We start from the raw sequence: 17,232 nt of genomic DNA on the forward strand, positions 1-17,232 counted from the left end.
TTGACGTTTTTCCCGTTGGATTGGCCGCCTCTGCGCCTCTGGTTAACGTATCGCGTGGACGGAGCGGGACGACGGCGCGGTGGCGCCATCGTTCGACAGAAACTGGTTCACCGCCGCGAGCCTCGATTCGCCGAGGCCGGAAGAGTGCTCGCATTCCGGGCAGAACAGTTCGAAACGGTGATCGACCTGCGACAGCTCCGGCTCACCTTCCTCGCATTTCGGGCATCTCGCGGGCAGCGTCACGTGGCCGTCAGCCGCGGTGCCGATCATGCTCAACTCTTTGCTCGTGAGCCGCCCGTCAGTAACCAGCGAGCACAGCAGTACGGCGATGGCTGGATCGATGCCCTGCTGGCCACGCAGGGTGGCGACTTCTTTCGTCAGCGCGTCGACTTCGTCCGACTGCTCGCGCAGTTGCGCGTCGAGCCGATCGGCGCGCGCCTTGGCGGCGGCAATCTGCTGAATGAACTCGAATTCCTTGCGGCTCGCATCACGCACGCCGGACTGATACGTCGCGGCCATGCTACGCAGCGAGTCGAGTTCGACCAGCATCGGCTTGACGCGCCGCTCGGCTTCGGCCACCGCATCCTTGATCTGCTGTGCATAGTGCTCCGTGCTTTGCCGCAATTCGACGTGCAACGCGTCGATCCGGTCCCGCAACGCAGCATTGGCAGTCTGTTCGTTTTCGAGCCGTTGCCGCAGCGCCTCGTTCTCCTGGTCGAGCCGGCGCGTGGTTGCCTGCATGCCTTCGAGGTGAACGCTGCCGTGCGTAGTCGCGCTGGATAACTGGGTTTCAAGTGCGCGAACCCGCTCCCATGCGGCTTCGGCGCGCGCTTCGCTGCGCCTGATGGCGTCGTCGGCCGCATCCCGACGAATTTCCGCCTCGCGTACGCGTAGATCGGCGGCGCTGATCTGCGCGCGGATCTCTTCACGTTCGCCATCGAGCGACGCTTTGGCCTGCACGACCGCTTCTTCGAATAGCGCGCCGAGCAGTTCGCCGGCGCGATCTTCCAGTGCCTTTGGTATCGCGCCCGCTCCGACCTTGACCCGCGACACGCTGCGGATGCGCTCCCAGAAATGATCGATGTCCTTCGGGATGTCGCTCGCGCTGCCGGTTTGCGTGAGATCGCGCACGGCCGCCATCGATGGCCGGATGCCGAGATCGAAAAAAAGCCGTTTACATGCATGCAGCGACAGATCCTGGCGGCGCACGCCCTGCGCACGCATCGATTCAAGCTCGTCGCGAATGGCTTGCCGCTCCTGATCCAGATTCATGTTTACCTCGATGTGGCTCGAATTGGATGGATCATAACAATTTACGTAGTGTTTGCTACCGATTGATCGGTGGCGAACGGATTGGCGTATACCGACGGGCTTTTGCGTGCAGATTGCGATGGTAAACGCGCGCCTGCCGTTTTTCTCCGTGAAACAAAACGAAGAATAGCTAATAAGCCATTGTATTAGAAGAATTTTGTTTGATTTCCGCATGGTCGCGCACTGTTTCACGATTGATCGGCAATGGCTGCGGGGTGTTGAGCCTGTGTTTCACGGGGCTCGCGGGTGTAAGGCTTGAGAGTAATAAAAATAAACACCTTTGAACCCTTGTTAAAGACGTTAACGACTCGGCAAACCCTTATCTGGCGCGGCTTTCAGGACAGCAAGGTGAAGCTTTGCGGGAGACTTGGTGAGGGTCTGCGGGAAACTCGAGTGATGGGGTTCGGGAAGCTCGGTGAGCGGCTGCGGGACGGAACGTGAGCGGGTTCAGGAAACGCCGTATACGTGGGGTTTGGGCAAAGGTGAGGTTTTGCGGGACTTCGCAGCCGCGAAGCGCCCGACACCCCTCGACAGTGTCTGTTCGGTTTGGTCTGAGCAAGGTGAGGGCTTTCGGGAGGCTCGCGAGAATGGTTTTTTGCCGGTTTTTTGGGGTGGTTAACCGCTTTGGTGAGCGGTAGCGGGAGAAAACGGAAAACGAAGGTGAGATTTTTCGGGGCGCGGGGTCCAGTTTTGCTTTCTTTTTGAGCATCCATACTGCTGAGGTGAGGTTTTACGGGAGCCAGGATGGAATTCGACGCATCGACTGCCCGAAAGACTGGTCGGCGGGAACCGCTGGCGATTGGAAAGGTGAGGGGATTCGGGGAACTGGCTGATCAGCTAGATCCGCGAGCCGATTTAGCCGGCGATTCCGTCAAAGGTGAGGCTTTTCGGGAAGGTCTGGATAGGGTTTTGCGCGTTAAGGTGAGGAGATTCGGGACTGAAACGCGGGCTATCGGCCGGAGATGCCCGGCGGATGGCAATTTGCGAGCGTCGGTATACCTGGTCTCTGATTGCAAAGGTGAGTCTTTTCGGGAGGTCCGCGGGGACGCAATGAAAAGTGCTGCGGTGCGAAAAACTGGCTTAAGGTGAGATTTTACGGGAACACCGATGGTTCGAGCGCTAGATGGGATTATCGCAAGTCACGGAAATCATTGATGTTTTTCCTGTCCTCCAGCAAAGGTGAGAGTTTTCAGGAGTTCTTTGGAAGGGGGCGCGGGGGCCTCCATAAAGGTCAAAGGTGACGCTTTTCAGGAGGTTGCATTGGGGAAATGCGGTACTGGCGCGGCATGAGCGCGTGTCGTGTTGTGCCGTTCTGCGGTGCTACGGTGAGGTTTTTCGGGAGCATCGGAGCGGTGAGGATTTGCCTTGGTTGGATCTCCCCTTTTTCGGCGGCTTCAGACGAGGCTCGAAGTCGAAACAGGTGGTTAACTCCGGCAGGTTCTCGGTAGTGAGGGCTGAATCGTCAGCGGAAGGTACCAAGCAGTCGAATGGCGCGCCCGGCCATAGGAAGCTTGATGCACCGACAACAGGGCTGACGGGGCGCCCGTCGCTGGCCCACGCCGCGTTGCGGGCCCAATACCGTGCGGGCATTCCATCTATCGAACCGGGACTGTGCATCGGCCGGCAGCACGCGACGATCGACGAAACGATCGCGAGGCCGCACGACGAAGTCATCAGCCGCCCCAGACGCCATCCGTTTACACGAGGTTCTCGAAAAAATCCGCGAAAATTTTTGAGGTGAGAGGATTCGGGATCACGTGCTCCCCGTTGCCGCACGCGGCGAAACGGGCCCGATTCGCAAACGCCGCGACCGGCAAGGAGAGCCCGATCCTGGCGGCACGCACACGAGGTGAGGGTTTTCGGGAGTTGGTCGAGGTGAGTTGCGCTTCGTAAACTCGCTTCACCGGCAATGGTGAGATGGGCGCTATAGACGCGTATCACCACAGCCGGTATGCTCTCGCGAAATCCCCTCCTCACCCCGACGCATGGCCACGAAGCGCGCGAAAAAGACCGATGTTGTCAGCCCGAGCTCGGCTGAGCTGCGCAAAGCCGTCGAGGCGATCGCGATCCAGCCCAAGAGCGGCAAGATCACGCTGCTCACGCGCAAGCTATTTAACGTGTTACTCGCGGTGGCCCAGCAAGCGGATGAATCGGGCGACACCTATCGGGCGCTGCTGTCCGACATCGTCGCCAATTCCGCGTTCGATTCCAATGACACCGCGCTCGTCAAGGAGCATCTGCGCCGCATGGTGTCGGTGCAAGTCGAGTGGAGCACCGGCACGTCGAGTCAGAAGCCTGGCCGCAAATGGGGTATTTCGACGCTGATCGCGGACGCGGAAATTCTCGAAGATCCGACCACGCGTCGCGTCTGGGTCGAGTTTTCGTTTGCGCCGAAGATCAAGAAGAAACTGCTCGATCCGGTTCAGTATGCGCGGCTGAGTCTGCAGTTCCAGAGCCAGCTGCGCAGTAGCGCGGGCCTCGCACTCTACGAGATCTGCGTACGCTACCTGACCAACCCCAGCCACCTGACGATGCGCGAGACCTGGGAATGGTGGCGGCCGATTCTGTCGGGCACGCCGGACACTGAAGCCGGCGATGAGGCGAAGCGCGAGTACAAGTATTTCAAGCGCGACTACCTGCGCCCGGCCATCGCCGAGGTCAACGCGGTCACGAACATTTTTGTCGAGCTGATCGAGCATCGCGAGGGTCGGCGCGTCGCTGAAATCCAGTTCCGCGTGACCGAGCGCAAGCAGCCGATGCTCGCGCTCGACGAACATCCGAACGTGTTCGACAGCACGCTGGTCGACCGGATGGTGAAGATCGGCATTCCGCTCAAGGAGGCGCAGACGCTTTATGCGGACAGCGAGGAGAACCGGATCCGAGCGGCGCTGCAGATGACCGAGCAGCGTATGCGCAGCACGTCACTGCCGCCGGTGCGCAGTGCGCCGGCGCTGTTCAAGGATGCGTTGAAGAAAGGCTATGCGCCGCCGGTCGAGGCGCTGCCCGCGGGTGGCGGCACCAGCAAGGCCGCGGCGTCGCCGGCCGACGATCTGAAGGCGCGTCTGCTCGGTGAATACTCGGCTTACCGTCGCAAGCAGGCCTACGAGTTGTACAACGAACAGGGCGAGTCGGAGCGCGATATCGCGCGACAGTCGTTCGAGGAAGATGAATTGCCGGGGCTCGGCACGCACATGCGCGACGACTGGCGGCGTCGCGGGCTCGATTCGAAGATCGTCGAAACGGCGTTCTTCGACTGGCTCGCGCGCAGGACCTGGGGCGAACCGACCGACGGCGACCTGCTCGCCTTTACGCTGAGCCAGTCGCGCGCGGCGTGATGGGTCGATAACTGCCTTTGAAATCCAGGCGGCGGTGCATGCGCACCGCCCTCACGTCTTACTTCAGCATCTTCTCGATCTGCCGCAGGATGTCGTCGCGCTTTTCACGCGCGAGGCCTTTCAGGCGCAACTCGAGCCGGTCGTCCCCATACGACTTCAGATCGCCGACCGACACACCACCAAGCTTGATTTCCAGACGTTGCGCGTAGCGCTGCCGGCCCGCCGGTTTGGCGCTTTCCTGCGAGGTCGCTCGGCCTTTGACGATGTCGGCGACCTGGCGTGTGCTCAGATCGTCGGAAAGGATCCGGTTGATCAGTCGCAGTGTCGCCTCCGCGCCGCGAGCCGTGTGGTAGCGGCCCACCTGATACGCCATGTTCGAGCCGAAGCGGTCAGGGCGCGCGACCATCTCCTGCATCACGGTTTCCGGGAGTTTGGCGATGGACAGCGCGACTGCGACCGTCGATTCGTCGAGGCCGAGATGTTCGGCCAGTTCCTTCTGGCTCTGGAAATGCCGCTCGTCGAGAAAGCGTCGCCACACGACCGCGTTGTCGAACACCGTCTGCGAGTCGCGCTGCACGTTGAGGTCGTAACCGAGCTTGTAGCTCTGGATGCCGACCGGCAGATCGATGACGATCGCTTTCACCGACTCCTTGTTCGCTTCTTTCAGCGCACGCACCCGTCTGCCGCCGTCACTGACGAAGTAGGTGCCAGGGTTGTCATAGTCGGGAATGACGTGAATCGCCTGCTGCTGCCCCTGCTTCGCCAGATTGACGGCAAGCTCCGCAATCGACGACTTCACATAGAAGTACCGTGGATTGAACGGGCTCGGCTTGATCGTCTTGAGCGCCAGTTCGATGATCTGGCCGGGACGATAGCCGTGCTCGAGCCTCCAGGCGCGGTAGGCCGCCGATTCGTTGTCCGGATCAGGAATCTCCGCGTCCTGCAGACGCGACGGCAAGACGGCCGGAATCGGACGCCCGGCGATCGTGGGAGTTTTCGCCTCGTTGCTGACCAGGCCGTCGATCGCATTCAGCCGGTCGAGCGCGGTGCGCTTTTCGCTGCTGGTCGTGTCAGGACGTGCTTGAAAGCCTTTGGCGAACTGGGACGGTTTCATTCAGGGTCCTTTATGCGCATATATTCATGGGAGCAAGGCGGCGATCTCGTTGGCGCACGCCCGTACTTCGAGCGCGGCGAGCTTCGCGCCGCGGTCGTTCATCTGAAGCACCGTTTGCCCTAACGCCATTGCCTGCTTGTAGGCTTCGCGCGTGGGAATCTGGGTCTTGAGGAGAGGGAAGCCGAGTTCTTCGAGCGCGCGCTTCAGTTCGCGCGTCAGCATCCGTTTCTCTTCAGTCTTGTTGAGCAGGAACACGGCTCGCAGGTCTTCGTTCATGACCTGCGCTTGCTGGACCAGCTTGACGAGGCCGATGCTCGACCAGTAATCGGCAGGGGACGAGGAAGTTGGGATTACCGCGACGCTCGCCGCGAGCAGAACGACGCCCGAGACTTTTTCGGTGATCGAGGGCGGGCAGTCGACGACGATGATGTCGTAGTCAGCCACGAACTTCTTGATCTCGCGATGGATCTGGCTGCCTGCTTCGGACAGGTTGACGACGGCGAATGGAATACCGATGTCGCCGTCGGAGGCAGCACTGGCCCAGTGAATCAGAGTGTTTTGGCCATCCGCGTCGACGACGAGAACGCGTTTGCCTTTCTCGTGAAATGCAGCGCCGAGATGCATCGCGATGGTGCTCTTCCCGACCCCGCCTTTCTGCTGTGTTACCGCGATGATTTCTGCCGCCAAATTTCACCTCCTCTTTTTAGACGCAAATGGATTTTACCTGGTTGAATTGCGATTTCAAATGATTTGCGTAAGCGCAGTTCGGAAATTGGCCATTCGGCAAAGGGTTTATGCGCATAAAGAGGCATCGGACGTGTGCCCGGGGTCTTGCGGGATATCAGAGCAAGCGTGGACTGGGGCTTAAGCGTTGCTGATCGCTGTCCGGCGGCGGCAAAGGGAAAGTAACGAGTGCTCGCGCACTGCGTGCACAGTCGTCGGTGACTGTTCGCGATTCTCGGGCTGATGTGCAGAGAAAAGGAGCGCATGCATCTGAGCGACCAAAGGGGTGAGAGGTGCCAGACTTTATGCGCATAAAGTTCGCGTGCCAATTGGCCCGGAGGGACCGTTCGTCATGAATTCGTCCGATGCCGATTCTCCCCAGACATGGCGGCAAGTAACGTGCATCCGGCGCCTCATCAGCGGGGGATACAGGTTGTCGTTTGAATCGCGCCCGCGCGAGCAAATCTCAGGTGCGACTAGAACTCAGGGTGCCAGCATTAAACGGTTCCCACTCGCCTCGAAGGCAGCGTCGGTTTATGCGCATAAACCGACCCACTCGCCGATGGTTCAAACAACGCGGATGCCGCGCAGTCATCCCGCGCCACGTCATCAAGTCACCCGCTAAAATTCCCGAACCCTTCTAACCGTCACAGCCTTCAACGGCGTAAGCCCCGAATCCAGCCATGATCACCATCTACCACAACCCGCGCTGCTCCAAATCTCGCACCACCTGCGAACTCGTCGCGAACACCTACAACTCCGCAAACGAAGCGACGGAAATCGTCGAATATCTGAAGAAGCCACTCACCGTCGCAGAGCTTGAGAAGCTCAATGCTCAACTCGGCTGTCCCGTCCGCGAAATGATCCGCGACACCGAGGTCGAATATAAAGAGCTCAATCTTGCCGACACGTCGCTGACGAACGCCCAGCTCTATGACGCATTGGCGAAGCATCCGATTCTGTTGCAACGACCGATCGTCGTCAGAAACGGACGGGCTGTCATCGGCCGCCCGCCGGAAAATGTCGCCGCGCTTTTCGCCTGATCGCGCGACCGTCGAAGTAAAACGATGTGGGCAATGCGGACTCGAACTGCTGCGCTAGGCTTTGCCGGACAGCGCGGCATCCTTGGTCACGATCTTCGTCGGAATCAGATGCAGTTCGGTGAACGTATCCGCGATGCGCTGTTGTTCCGCAAGCACGTTCGCGTCGACGGGCTTGTAGATATGCGCGTAGTGCCGCAAGCCTGATTCGATCACGCTCGCGTCGAGCCCTTGAATCGGCGCGAGTTGGGCGGCGGCCTCGCTGTAATGGCCGCGCACCCACTTCCCTTCCTTGCCGACTTCATCGATCACGATCGTAAGGACGTCGCCGTTCTGTTGAGCGAAGGGCCGCGCGCTCAGAAAGAACTGGTGGTGACTCACGATACCCTCGGCATCGGCGAGCTGCCGCGCGTTCGTTTGCCGCCTGGCGGCTTCGAGGAACGGATCCCAGATCGCCCACGCATCGACCGCACCGCGCTCGAAGGCCGCGCGTGCATCGGCGGGCGGCAGATACACGGGTTGGATCTCGCCGAACTTCACGCCGTTCTTCTGCAACGCGGCGACGAGAAACCAGTGCACATCCGAGCCCTTGTTCAGCGCAATCCTCTTTCCCTTCAAATCGGCCAAGGTTTTGATTGGCGCGTCCGGATGCACGAGGATGCCTTCGGCGTGCGGCGTCGGAATTTCATACGCCGTGTAGACGAAATTGGCACCCGCGGCCTGCGCGAACACGGGCGGCGCTTCGCCCACATAGCCGAAATCGATCGCGCCGACGTTCAGCCCTTCCAGCAATTGCGGCCCAGCCGGAAACTCGGTCCATTCGACCGTGATGCCAAGTGGCGCGAGCCGCTTTTCGAGCGTGCCGTGCGCCTTCAGCAATACCAGGGTGCTTGCGGCTTTCTGATATCCGATGCGAAGTTCTTTTGCATGTTCAACGGCGGCAAATGCGGAGGTGGAGAAGCCCGGCAACGCGGCGGCGGCCAGCGTCGCGCCTACGCCGGCCAGAAACGTACGGCGCGTCAGCAGCGGATCACGGGACATGAGAATACTCGTCGAAAAAGAATTTAACGGACGCCAAAAGATGGTCCGATTGACTCCGACGATAATTCGTCTGCGAGCCTGGACGAACCGATAAATTCGCATAAGCAAATCATGCGGCAGTCGCGAAGCATTGCCCAAAGCCCAACCTATCCCCTCCCGCTACAATCGACCGGCAAAACAAGCGCCCGCGACCACCAGCTCGCGGCTGCATCGATCGACTGCAAACGAAGAGAGGAAAAAAGCCGCTGTGCCTGTAACGACAACACTGACATCGTGGGCCGCCCACGACACCCAACTGATCCTGTCGTGCGCGCTTGGACTAGCACTGATCATCATCTTCATCGGCGTGCTCAAGCTCGCGCCGTTCCTGTCGATCCTGGTCGGCACCTTCGCGGCGGGCTTCACGGCCGGCCTGCCGCTCGAAGCAGTCGCGAGCGCGTTCAGCAAAGGCGCCGGCGCGTTGCTCGGCGACGTCGGCATCATCATTGCGCTGGGCGCGATGCTCGGTGCGTTGATGGCCGAATCGGGCGCCGCCGACCGGCTCGTGTCGACGATCCTCGCGCACTCGACCCCGCGCACGCTGCCGTGGATGATGGCCGTCGTCGCGCTGCTCATCGGCCTGCCGCTGTTCTTCGAAGTCGGCCTCGTGATGATGGTGCCGATCATCTTCGTCATGGCGCGTCGCGCGCAGCAGCCGATTCTGCGCATCGCGATTCCCGCGCTCGCCGGTATGACGACGCTGCATGCGCTGCTGCCGCCGCATCCGGGTCCGCTGATCGCGGTGAGCGCGTTGCACGCCGATCTCGGTTTGACATTGGGCCTCGGCCTGATCGTGGCGCTTCCCGCGGTGGTCCTGGCCGGTCCGCTGTATGGCATCTGGCTGTCGAAACGCATGCACGTCGTCGAGCCTGAAGAAATGGGCAAGCTGTTCACCGCCGAGCAGAACGGCTTCGAGCCGCCGGGCTTCGCAATCTCTCTGATCACGATCCTGCTGCCCGTCATTCTGATGCTCGGCCGCACGGTCGCGAAGCTGCTGCTCGAGCCCGAAACGTTGCTCTTCGAGACACTGAATTTTCTTGGCGAGCCGCTGATCGCGCTGGGCCTCACCGTGCTGTTCGCGGTGGTCGCGCTCGGCTGGTCGCGCGGCATGGCGCGCGAGCGCGTCGGGGGCATTCTGCGCAAAAGCCTGCCGCCGATCGCCGCGCTGTTGCTGACGATCGGCGCGGGCGGCGGCCTGAAGCAGGCGCTCGTCGCAGCGGGCATCAGCGCGACGATCGGCAAGATCGCGGTCGGGGCGCATATGCCGCTGATCTTGCTCGCCTGGTTGATCGCCGTCGCGCTGCGTCAGGCCACCGGCTCGGCGACGGTCGCCACGACGACGACGGCCGGCATCGTCGCGCCGGTCGTCGCGGGCCTCGGCGCGACGCACAATTCGCTGATGGCGCTCGCGATCGGCGCCGGCTCGGTGTTCTTCTGCCATGTGAACGACGCCGGCTTCTGGATGGTCCGCGAATATTTCGGACTCCAGCTTAAACAGACTGTGCTGGTGTGGTCGGTCTTGCAGACGATCGTATCGGTCGTCGGTCTCGCGTTGACGCTCGTGCTGTGGAGCGCGTTGACGTGAGCACGGCGCGCGCGACAGCCTCACCCATTTGGGCAGCGTATTGACGCGCGCACAGCGGAACACGCGCGCAGAACCTCACGCGACGCCAGGCAGCGAGCCGCGCCTCGCGTCATCAACAACAGGGCCACTGTCATGCTCGAATTGCGAATGCACGCTCTGCGAGGTCTGCGCGTTGACGAGGCTGTGCAACGTGTGTCCGAATTGCGGCGGCAATTTCGCGCATCGGCCGATTCGCACCCGCGCGCAACTCGCCCAACATCCGGCGCGTGCCGATGCGCATCCTGTCGGCATCGATGAAGCATCGCATGCTCGCTTTTTCGAACGCTATCGCGACGTGCCGATCGGCGAGCGCTGAACTGCGGTGTGGCAAAGCGGCAAATCACTCGTCGCCGCTCACCGCTCCGTCCACGTTCGCCGCTCCGTTCGCCACATGCGCGGCGACCCGCAGCAGGCGGATCTGTTTGCGATAGTTCCGGCACCCGCTGCAGGTCGGCAGATGCAGGCGGATCGCGAGCCATTCGCCAGTCGACAGGGAGCGGTCGAGCGCATCGGATAGCAGCCGCGTGATGTCCTTACATTTCCCCATTCGCATCCTCGCTGGATAGGCCTTTTTCGCTCAGGCACGTGCGCAGCCGCAGCCGCGCGCGATAGATCAGCACGCTGCAATGATTCGCGGTGATCTGCAGTTCCGCGCAGATCGCCGCGATGTCGAGGTCGAGAAACTCCCGCATCATGAACACGCGTCCAATGTGCTCGGGCAAATGCTCGAGGCACATCTCGAACAGCGTCCAGAATTGCTGCTGGCGCAATGCAGTTTCGGGTGTCGGCCACGGACGCGGTTTGGTCTCGCGCGACCAGTGGCCGTTGTCCTTGAAGAGCTCGCGATCAAGCAGCGCCTCGCCGTCGAGTTCGGCTTCGAGCGCCGACAGATTGACCGTGCGCTGGCGCGCGCGCAGCGTGTCGACGAGCTTATGGCGCAGGATGCCGAACACCCAGGTCTTGTGCTCCGACTGCGCGGCGAAACGCGTGGCCTGAGTCCACGCGGCGGTCAGCGCTTCCTGCACGGCGTCCTCGGCGGCCGCGGCGTCGCGCAATTGCAGACGGGCGAAGCGCACGAGGTCACGCCGCAATTGCGCGAGATAGATGGGATCGTCCAGCGAGGGAGCGCCTGGCTGCGTCACGGCATGCTCCGTCGCTGCGCTGTCGGCCGCGCGCTGCGCTGCGCGTGTCGTCCTGAAACGTCGTGATTCATGAGCGGATGGTCGTCCTCGCACGGTTTGCGGATGCGTGCGCCATTCTCCCTCACGTTCCTGCCCTAGCGAATCGGTATTGAACATATGCCCCTTGGCAATCGATGCCCGAGGAGCTTCGTCGCGCGGCGCGGCCGCTTATGACACCGGAAATTAATTGTTGCAAGAAATGATATTTCGAGTCTGCGCGCGACAGGGCTGTTGGATCGCCATACGGGCCGATCAACGCGTCGCAGTCGACCACCAATTCAACGCAATCGCACAATAGTGATTATTTCAATTTATAAAATAATGTCTTCTCATCTTCGCTGTTTGTGGACGCGGGCTCGCTCGCTATTCTTCACGCCATCGATCGCATCAGATCGCGCAACCCACACACAAACGAGGACGCACACCATGAAACGCATTTTCTCCGCCCTGATCACTTCGGCCGCGCTGTTCGCAGCGGCTTCGGGTGTCGCTCACGCCGACGCTCCGGCTTCGACCTGCAACGGCCCGGCGTCGTACTGCAACGTATTTTTTGGCAACTGACCGGCACGTCGAAATACGCAGCAAGGAAGCATGAGAAAAGGGCGCCGGCAACGGCGCCCTTTCGTATTCCAGTATTCAGCGTTCGGCCTGCATGGGGACACGGCGGCGTCAAGCGGCCCCTTCTAGCCACGGCCGACGGACAACCCGCGAGTCCTAGCGGCTCGGCGCCTTCCCTCCGCCATCGAGTCCGGCGCCCGTGCGCCACACCTGTTTGCCTTGTTCCGACAACTCGCCGCAGCTATGCGTGGCATCGGCTTCGACGCCGTCGACGGCCATCTCGCCGCCCGCCGGCTCCTGCGCGCGCTGCCGCGCTTTCTTGCGCGCGGCGACCGCTTCGTCATGGGATTTTCCTGCGTAGTCGAGACTCATGATCCGGTCCTCCAGAATGTCGATGGTGTCCCATTTGCCTCAGATCGCCCTGGCCCGAAGGCATGCTTGATTGGCAAGGCAAAAGTTCCACTTATCCACAAGGTTATTCAGCGAATCTGTGGATAACTTTTCGAGCCGCGAGGTTATCCACCGTCAGGTGCCGCAAGAATCCTTCCCGATCCGCTATGAGCTGGCCACATCCGCCAGGGCCTGGGCGTTTCGCGCGGCTTTTGCCTATGATGGACAGTTCGTACTCTCTGCGCGTCGAGCGCCTTACCTGAGGAAGCGAACATGGCCTATCACATTGCAGTGGTCGTCGGCAGCCTGCGGCGGGATTCGTTCAATCGTCAGCTGGCTCAGGCGGTGATTTCCCTCGCTCCTGCCGATTTCACCTTCGAATACATCGATATCGGCTCCTTGCCGCTGTACTCCCAGGACTACGACGCCGACTATCCCGAAGCCGGCAAGAAGCTCAAGGAGCGCGTGCAAGCCGCGGACGGTCTGCTGTTCGTGACGCCCGAATACAACCGCTCGATACCGGGCGTGCTGAAAAACGCGCTCGACTGGGGCTCGCGGCCGTGGGGCACCAACTCGTGGGCCAACAAGCCCGCCGCGGTGATCGGCACCTCGGTCGGTGCGACCGGTAGCGCGCTCGCTCAGCAGCATCTGCGCAACGTGCTCGCCTATCTCGACGTCGCGGCGATGGGGCAGCCCGAGGTGTTCATCAAGCACGATCCAGCGGTGATCAACGAAAAGGGCGAGATCGTCAACGACGGCACGCGCAAGTTCCTGCAGACGTTCATGGACCGCTACGTCACGTGGATCAAGCGGCACGGGGCGGTGTAGCCGAGCCTCAGCGCCCGCTGACCGCGTCCTGACCATCCGCCGAAGCAACGCGACACAGCGCGCGCCGCGTAAGGCGGCCGCGCTCGTGTCGCTCGGCGCATCGCCTACACGTGGTGATGGCCGGTCGCCCGCTCCCAGCCGTGACGCACCGCGAGCTTGAAGCGCTCCCACGTGCTGTCCGGCGACGTGGTTTCCCAATGGCGGCGTGCCTGGGGCTCGATCTCATCCCACGGACGATTGCGGAATCGCGCGTCGCGAGCGATCTCCGCGCCGTAGCGATAGGCCGGCACATAGTCTTCGTAGCGCGCGTTCGCGGCGGCGTACTGCTCGTCGTAGTGCGCGCGGAAATCTTCTTCGTACTCCAGATATTCGTTCGGCATCTGCGCGCCGGGACCGGTGCCCGGCTGCCCGCCTTCGGGGACGATGTCGGACGGCTGCATCACCGCGCCCGAACCCGGTACCGAGCCGGCGGCGATCGCGCGGCGTCCCGCATCGCCGGCGAGCGGATCGACGATGGGTTCGTTGACCGGATCGCTCATCGGCCGTTCGCTGATCGGCGGCGGCGCGAACGGCTTGTCGGCGGCGCCGATGTCCGCCGGCGGCATGGCGGTCAGCGGATCAGGGCGCGGGGTGGCGGGAGGGGGCATGGTGTCGGGTGCGGTCGTACCGGTCGCCGAAGTGGCGCCCGTCGCGCCGGCGATTCCGGTCGATTCGGTCATGGCCGCCGCACCCGCTGCGCCGCTGCTCGAACTCACGCCCGCCGCTCCCGGTGTCGCAGTGGTGTCGCGCATCCCGGGCGTCGCAACCGCCTCGGTCGTTACGCTCGACGTGCGCGGCGTTCCCGGCATCACCGCGCCGATGCCCAGCTCATCGAGTATCGAGTGGTCGCGGTCGGTGGCGGCCGGCGTGTCCGCCTCGGGCGGGCGGTCGCCGATATCCGTCGCGCCGAGCCGCACGAGCGTATTGCGCGCCAGCTCCGCATGCGACTCGCTTGCCGCGTGGACGCACACGAGCACAGCGCCGCGCCGCATCGCCTCGGCATAACGCGCGGTGTCCGATGGGCGCGGCCCGGTCGAGAACAGGCTGGCGAGAAAGCGCTCGATATTCGCGAGCACGCCCGCGTTGGCGACTTCGCTGGTGGCCGAGCCAACCGAAGGTTCGGCGTTCGCCTGCAACTCGATCTTCTCGCGCGCAAAGCCGGTTTGCACGAGCGTGTCGCGGGCGGTTTCGGCCTGCATGTAAGTGTCGAATAAACCAATCACGGTATGTTGCATGGTTGTCTCCCGACATGTTCTGCTGGAACGGGCGGCGCTCGCGGCGTCGTCCCCTTGCCGTGTGCAGGCAAGCAACCTTCATGCCCCGCACCGCCGCGCGGCGCCGCCGCGTCCCATGCCCAGCCGCGCTGCCCGGCGTGCTACGCATGACGCGGGCTCACGATGAAAAAAGCGCGGCGTGTCAGCGCCGCGCTTTTTACAAGGCCCGGTAAATGACGCCGGCACGGCGCGGACATCAGGTATCGGCCGGATGCGTGGCGGCATCGTTGCTCGTTTGCACGGCGTCGTGCTGGATCGTTTCGAGCAGTTGCTCCAGCAGTCCGATATCGAACGGCTTGGACAGCACGCGCACGTTCGCGTGCCGCGCGCGGTCGAGCTCTTCCGCGTAGCCGGTGACGAGGATGACCGGCAGCTGTGGGTCGAACCTGAGCACCGCTTCGGCCAGATCGATGCCGTTCATCTTGCCGGGCATGTGGATGTCCGACAGCACCAGATCGAACGGCAGCGGCTCGCCGGTGCTCGCGCGCTTCGCGCGGGCGTCGTCGAGTACACGCAGGCCCGTGTCGGCGTTGAACACGCAGGTGACCTGATGACCCATCATCTGCAGCAGCGCCTCGGTGCCGGCCGCGACTTCTTCGTTGTCCTCGACGAGCAGCACGCGCAGGCCCTGTGGCACGCCGCTTTCGGTCGCTAGCGCTTCTGCAGGCCCGGCCGTGTGCGGCTCGGTCGACGCGCGCGGCAGATAGAGCCGCACCGAGGTGCCCGCGCCGATCGCGCTGTCGATTGCCGCGAGCCCGCCCGAGCCCTCGCAGAACGCGAAGACCTGCGGCAACCCGAGTCCCGTGCCCATGCCTTTGGGCTTGGTCGTGAAAAGCGGCTCGAACGCGCGCGCGAGCACGTCAGGCGCCATGCCGCCGCCGGTGTCCTCGAGCGACAGTTGCACGAACTCGCCGGTCAGCGGAAAGCCGTCCTCGTGACGGAACACGACATTGCTCGCGCGCACCGTGAAGCGCCCGCCGTTGGCCATCGCATCGCGGGCATTGACGGCGACGTTGATCAGCGCGAGCTCGAGCTCGGCGACGTCGACGCGCACCGGCCAGGTATCGACGCCGCTATTGATCACGAGCGACACCTTCGCGCCGAGCGACGCGCGCAGCAGTTCGCGGCACGACGGCAGCCAGCGTTCGAGCGACAGCGTCTCGGTGCGCAGCGGCTGCTTGCGCGCGACGCCGAGCAGCTGCCGCGTCAGCGACTGGCCGCTCTTCAGCGCGCGCTCCATCGCCGACAGTTCGCGCTCCAGTTCGCCGACGCCGCGCCGTCGCACGATCTGCACGTTGGCCGACAGGATCATCAGCAGGTTGTTGAAGTCGTGCGCGACGCTGCCGACCAGCCTGCCGAGCGCTTCCATCTTGCGCGACTGGCGGTACGCGGATTCGATCGAGCGGCGCATCGATGCCTCGGCCTGCCAACGCTGCCACGCTTCCTCTTCGGCGCCGAGGCGGCGCAGCGACAGCCAGATCACGCACCACAGCGCGATCGACGGCGTGAACATCGACAGGACCAGCACGCTCAGGTGCTTGTACCAGGCGGCCCAGATCGCCGACGTGCGATAGCCGCACAGCACGTAGACCGGATACGAGCCGACGTGCCGGAAGGCGACGATCAGGTTGCCGCCGGCGAAGCTCGAGCGCATCCGCACGACGCCGGAGCGCTGCCCCTGCCTGACCGCTTCGGCGAACGGCGAATCTGACGCGAGCGCGGTCGGCTCGCGTGGGCCGCGCGGGTAATGCGCGAGCACCGCGCCGTCGGTGCGCACGAGGCTCATGATGATCGGCGTAGAGTCGCTGCTGCCGAGCAACTCGCGATAGAACGCGTCGAAATAGCTGGGCCGCAGCGCGATCGACACGACGCCCGCGAACGAGCCATTGGGCGCCTGGCGCTCGACGCCCATGTTGAACACCTGCTCGCCGCTCACATGTCCCGTCATCACTTTCGACACGCGTTCCAGCACGTTGCCGTCGCGGATGCCGACGAAATCGTCGCGCTGGCCGACCGAATTTTCCGGCGACGGATACAGGCGGCTGCTCACGAGCAGCGCGCCCTGCTGGCCGAAGATCGACACCGAGGCTACCTGCGGATAGCCGCCGCCCATCGTGCGCAACTTGTCGTGAATCGTGTGTTCGCGCGCGCGAATGCCGTCGTCGTCGAGGCCGTCGGTCAGTTCGACGATGCGCGAGTTCAGCGTCTCGTTCATGTCGAACACCTTCAACGCATGTTCTTCGGCGACCCGCACCGTGCGCAGCGCCAGATCGGTGGCGTCGGCCTCGCGCGAGCGCAGATCGGCGAATGCCATCGCCGCGACGTAGACGAACGGCAGCACGATCGCCGCGACCAGCAGCGCGATCAGCGTGATGCGACGCACCTGGAAATTCTGTTCCGGCACGCTGGGAAACGACGCGTCGTCCTGCTCGCGGGCAGGACGACGCGAAAGACGGCCCGCGCGCGCGGAGTCGACCCGGTCTGATGTCATTGTCGTTGACGCGAAAAGTCGTTCGGATGTGGCAGCCCCGTATCGGGCCGTTGCCGGCACCATGCCGCCTTCAGAACAAGCATAGACGCAGCACGGAATAATTTGCCGCAACGCGTTGGAGATGGGCGTCCGCCGTGCCGGCCGTTCTTTAAGAGCGGCTTTAAAACAGCGACGAATCGGGAAGCGCAAACGTACACAAAAGGATAAAGATAAAAGAATGTCCGCCCCGACGATAGATCTATTT

At 62.8% G+C, this 17,232-nt stretch carries 15 protein-coding genes; 6 read left to right on the plus strand and 9 right to left on the minus strand.

Annotated elements, in window-relative coordinates; translation table 11 throughout:
* Window positions 1-42: 42 nt before the first annotated feature.
* Complete coding sequence (locus HDG34_RS03335; RefSeq protein WP_184057686.1) at window positions 43-1,272, minus strand: DNA-binding protein; 1,230 nt, start codon at window positions 1,270-1,272, stop codon at window positions 43-45.
* A 2,024-nt stretch (window positions 1,273-3,296) separates the two neighbouring features.
* On the opposite strand from HDG34_RS03335, the gene HDG34_RS03340 reads away from it, so the two are divergent.
* On the plus strand, window positions 3,297-4,646 hold the full coding sequence (locus HDG34_RS03340) for a replication initiation protein (RefSeq protein ID WP_184057688.1): 1,350 nt from the start codon (window positions 3,297-3,299) through the stop codon (window positions 4,644-4,646).
* Window positions 4,647-4,704: 58 nt separating this feature from the next.
* Here the strand turns inward: HDG34_RS03340 and HDG34_RS03345 are convergent, their stop codons facing one another.
* Window positions 4,705-5,760: a ParB/RepB/Spo0J family partition protein gene (locus HDG34_RS03345; RefSeq protein ID WP_184057690.1), complete on the minus strand. Its 1,056-nt coding sequence runs from the start codon at window positions 5,758-5,760 to the stop codon at window positions 4,705-4,707.
* A gap of 24 nt (window positions 5,761-5,784) precedes the next feature.
* The gene (gene parA, locus HDG34_RS03350; protein WP_013092840.1) at window positions 5,785-6,447 is read right to left on the minus strand and encodes a ParA family partition ATPase; all 663 of its coding nucleotides are present in this window, start codon (window positions 6,445-6,447) and stop codon (window positions 5,785-5,787) included.
* Between the two features lie 719 nt (window positions 6,448-7,166).
* On the opposite strand from parA, the gene arsC reads away from it, so the two are divergent.
* Window positions 7,167-7,526, plus strand: coding sequence for an arsenate reductase (glutaredoxin) (gene arsC / locus HDG34_RS03355; protein ID WP_184057692.1), 360 nt, complete (start codon window positions 7,167-7,169; stop codon window positions 7,524-7,526).
* 54 nt (window positions 7,527-7,580) lie between these two features.
* On the opposite strand, the gene HDG34_RS03360 is transcribed toward arsC, so the two are convergent.
* Complete coding sequence (locus tag HDG34_RS03360) at window positions 7,581-8,564, minus strand: sulfonate ABC transporter substrate-binding protein (protein WP_184057694.1); 984 nt, start codon at window positions 8,562-8,564, stop codon at window positions 7,581-7,583.
* A gap of 247 nt (window positions 8,565-8,811) precedes the next feature.
* Between HDG34_RS03360 and HDG34_RS03365 the strand changes: the two genes are divergently transcribed.
* Both HDG34_RS03365 and HDG34_RS40055 read left to right on the plus strand, forming a co-directional pair.
* A complete protein-coding gene (locus HDG34_RS03365) occupies window positions 8,812-10,188 on the plus strand; it encodes a gluconate:H+ symporter (RefSeq protein ID WP_184057696.1) in 1,377 nt (458 codons plus the stop codon).
* A gap of 40 nt (window positions 10,189-10,228) precedes the next feature.
* The gene (locus HDG34_RS40055; protein ID WP_409259239.1) at window positions 10,229-10,543 is read left to right on the plus strand and encodes a DUF1272 domain-containing protein; all 315 of its coding nucleotides are present in this window, start codon (window positions 10,229-10,231) and stop codon (window positions 10,541-10,543) included.
* Between the two features lie 24 nt (window positions 10,544-10,567).
* On the opposite strand, the gene HDG34_RS03375 is transcribed toward HDG34_RS40055, so the two are convergent.
* Both HDG34_RS03375 and HDG34_RS03380 read right to left on the minus strand, forming a co-directional pair.
* A complete protein-coding gene (locus HDG34_RS03375) occupies window positions 10,568-10,780 on the minus strand; it encodes a zf-HC2 domain-containing protein (protein ID WP_184057698.1) in 213 nt (70 codons plus the stop codon).
* Window positions 10,761-11,369 carry an RNA polymerase factor sigma-70 gene (locus HDG34_RS03380; RefSeq protein WP_184057700.1) on the minus strand — a complete coding sequence of 203 codons (609 nt, stop codon included), beginning with the start codon at window positions 11,367-11,369 and terminating at the stop codon, window positions 10,761-10,763. The genes HDG34_RS03375 and HDG34_RS03380 overlap by 20 nt, the downstream gene beginning before the upstream one ends.
* A gap of 465 nt (window positions 11,370-11,834) precedes the next feature.
* On the opposite strand from HDG34_RS03380, the gene HDG34_RS38870 reads away from it, so the two are divergent.
* Window positions 11,835-11,969 carry a hypothetical protein gene (locus HDG34_RS38870; RefSeq protein WP_260321005.1) on the plus strand — a complete coding sequence of 45 codons (135 nt, stop codon included), beginning with the start codon at window positions 11,835-11,837 and terminating at the stop codon, window positions 11,967-11,969.
* Between the two features lie 153 nt (window positions 11,970-12,122).
* On the opposite strand, the gene HDG34_RS03385 is transcribed toward HDG34_RS38870, so the two are convergent.
* Window positions 12,123-12,338 (minus strand): hypothetical protein, encoded by a 216-nt coding sequence (locus HDG34_RS03385; RefSeq protein WP_013092833.1) that lies wholly within the window; start codon window positions 12,336-12,338, stop codon window positions 12,123-12,125.
* 291 nt (window positions 12,339-12,629) lie between these two features.
* Between HDG34_RS03385 and HDG34_RS03390 the strand changes: the two genes are divergently transcribed.
* Window positions 12,630-13,184, plus strand: a complete 555-nt coding sequence (locus tag HDG34_RS03390) for an NADPH-dependent FMN reductase (RefSeq protein ID WP_090808128.1) — start codon at window positions 12,630-12,632, stop codon at window positions 13,182-13,184.
* A 104-nt stretch (window positions 13,185-13,288) separates the two neighbouring features.
* Here the strand turns inward: HDG34_RS03390 and HDG34_RS03395 are convergent, their stop codons facing one another.
* The gene (locus HDG34_RS03395; RefSeq protein WP_184057702.1) at window positions 13,289-14,458 is read right to left on the minus strand and encodes a hypothetical protein; all 1,170 of its coding nucleotides are present in this window, start codon (window positions 14,456-14,458) and stop codon (window positions 13,289-13,291) included.
* A gap of 235 nt (window positions 14,459-14,693) precedes the next feature.
* On the minus strand, window positions 14,694-16,988 hold the full coding sequence (locus tag HDG34_RS03400) for a hybrid sensor histidine kinase/response regulator (protein WP_184057704.1): 2,295 nt from the start codon (window positions 16,986-16,988) through the stop codon (window positions 14,694-14,696).
* Window positions 16,989-17,232 lie beyond the last annotated feature (244 nt).

The sequence above is a fragment of the Paraburkholderia sp. HC6.4b genome (genome assembly GCF_014200875.1).
In the GTDB taxonomy this organism is placed as follows: domain Bacteria; phylum Pseudomonadota; class Gammaproteobacteria; order Burkholderiales; family Burkholderiaceae; genus Paraburkholderia; species Paraburkholderia tuberum.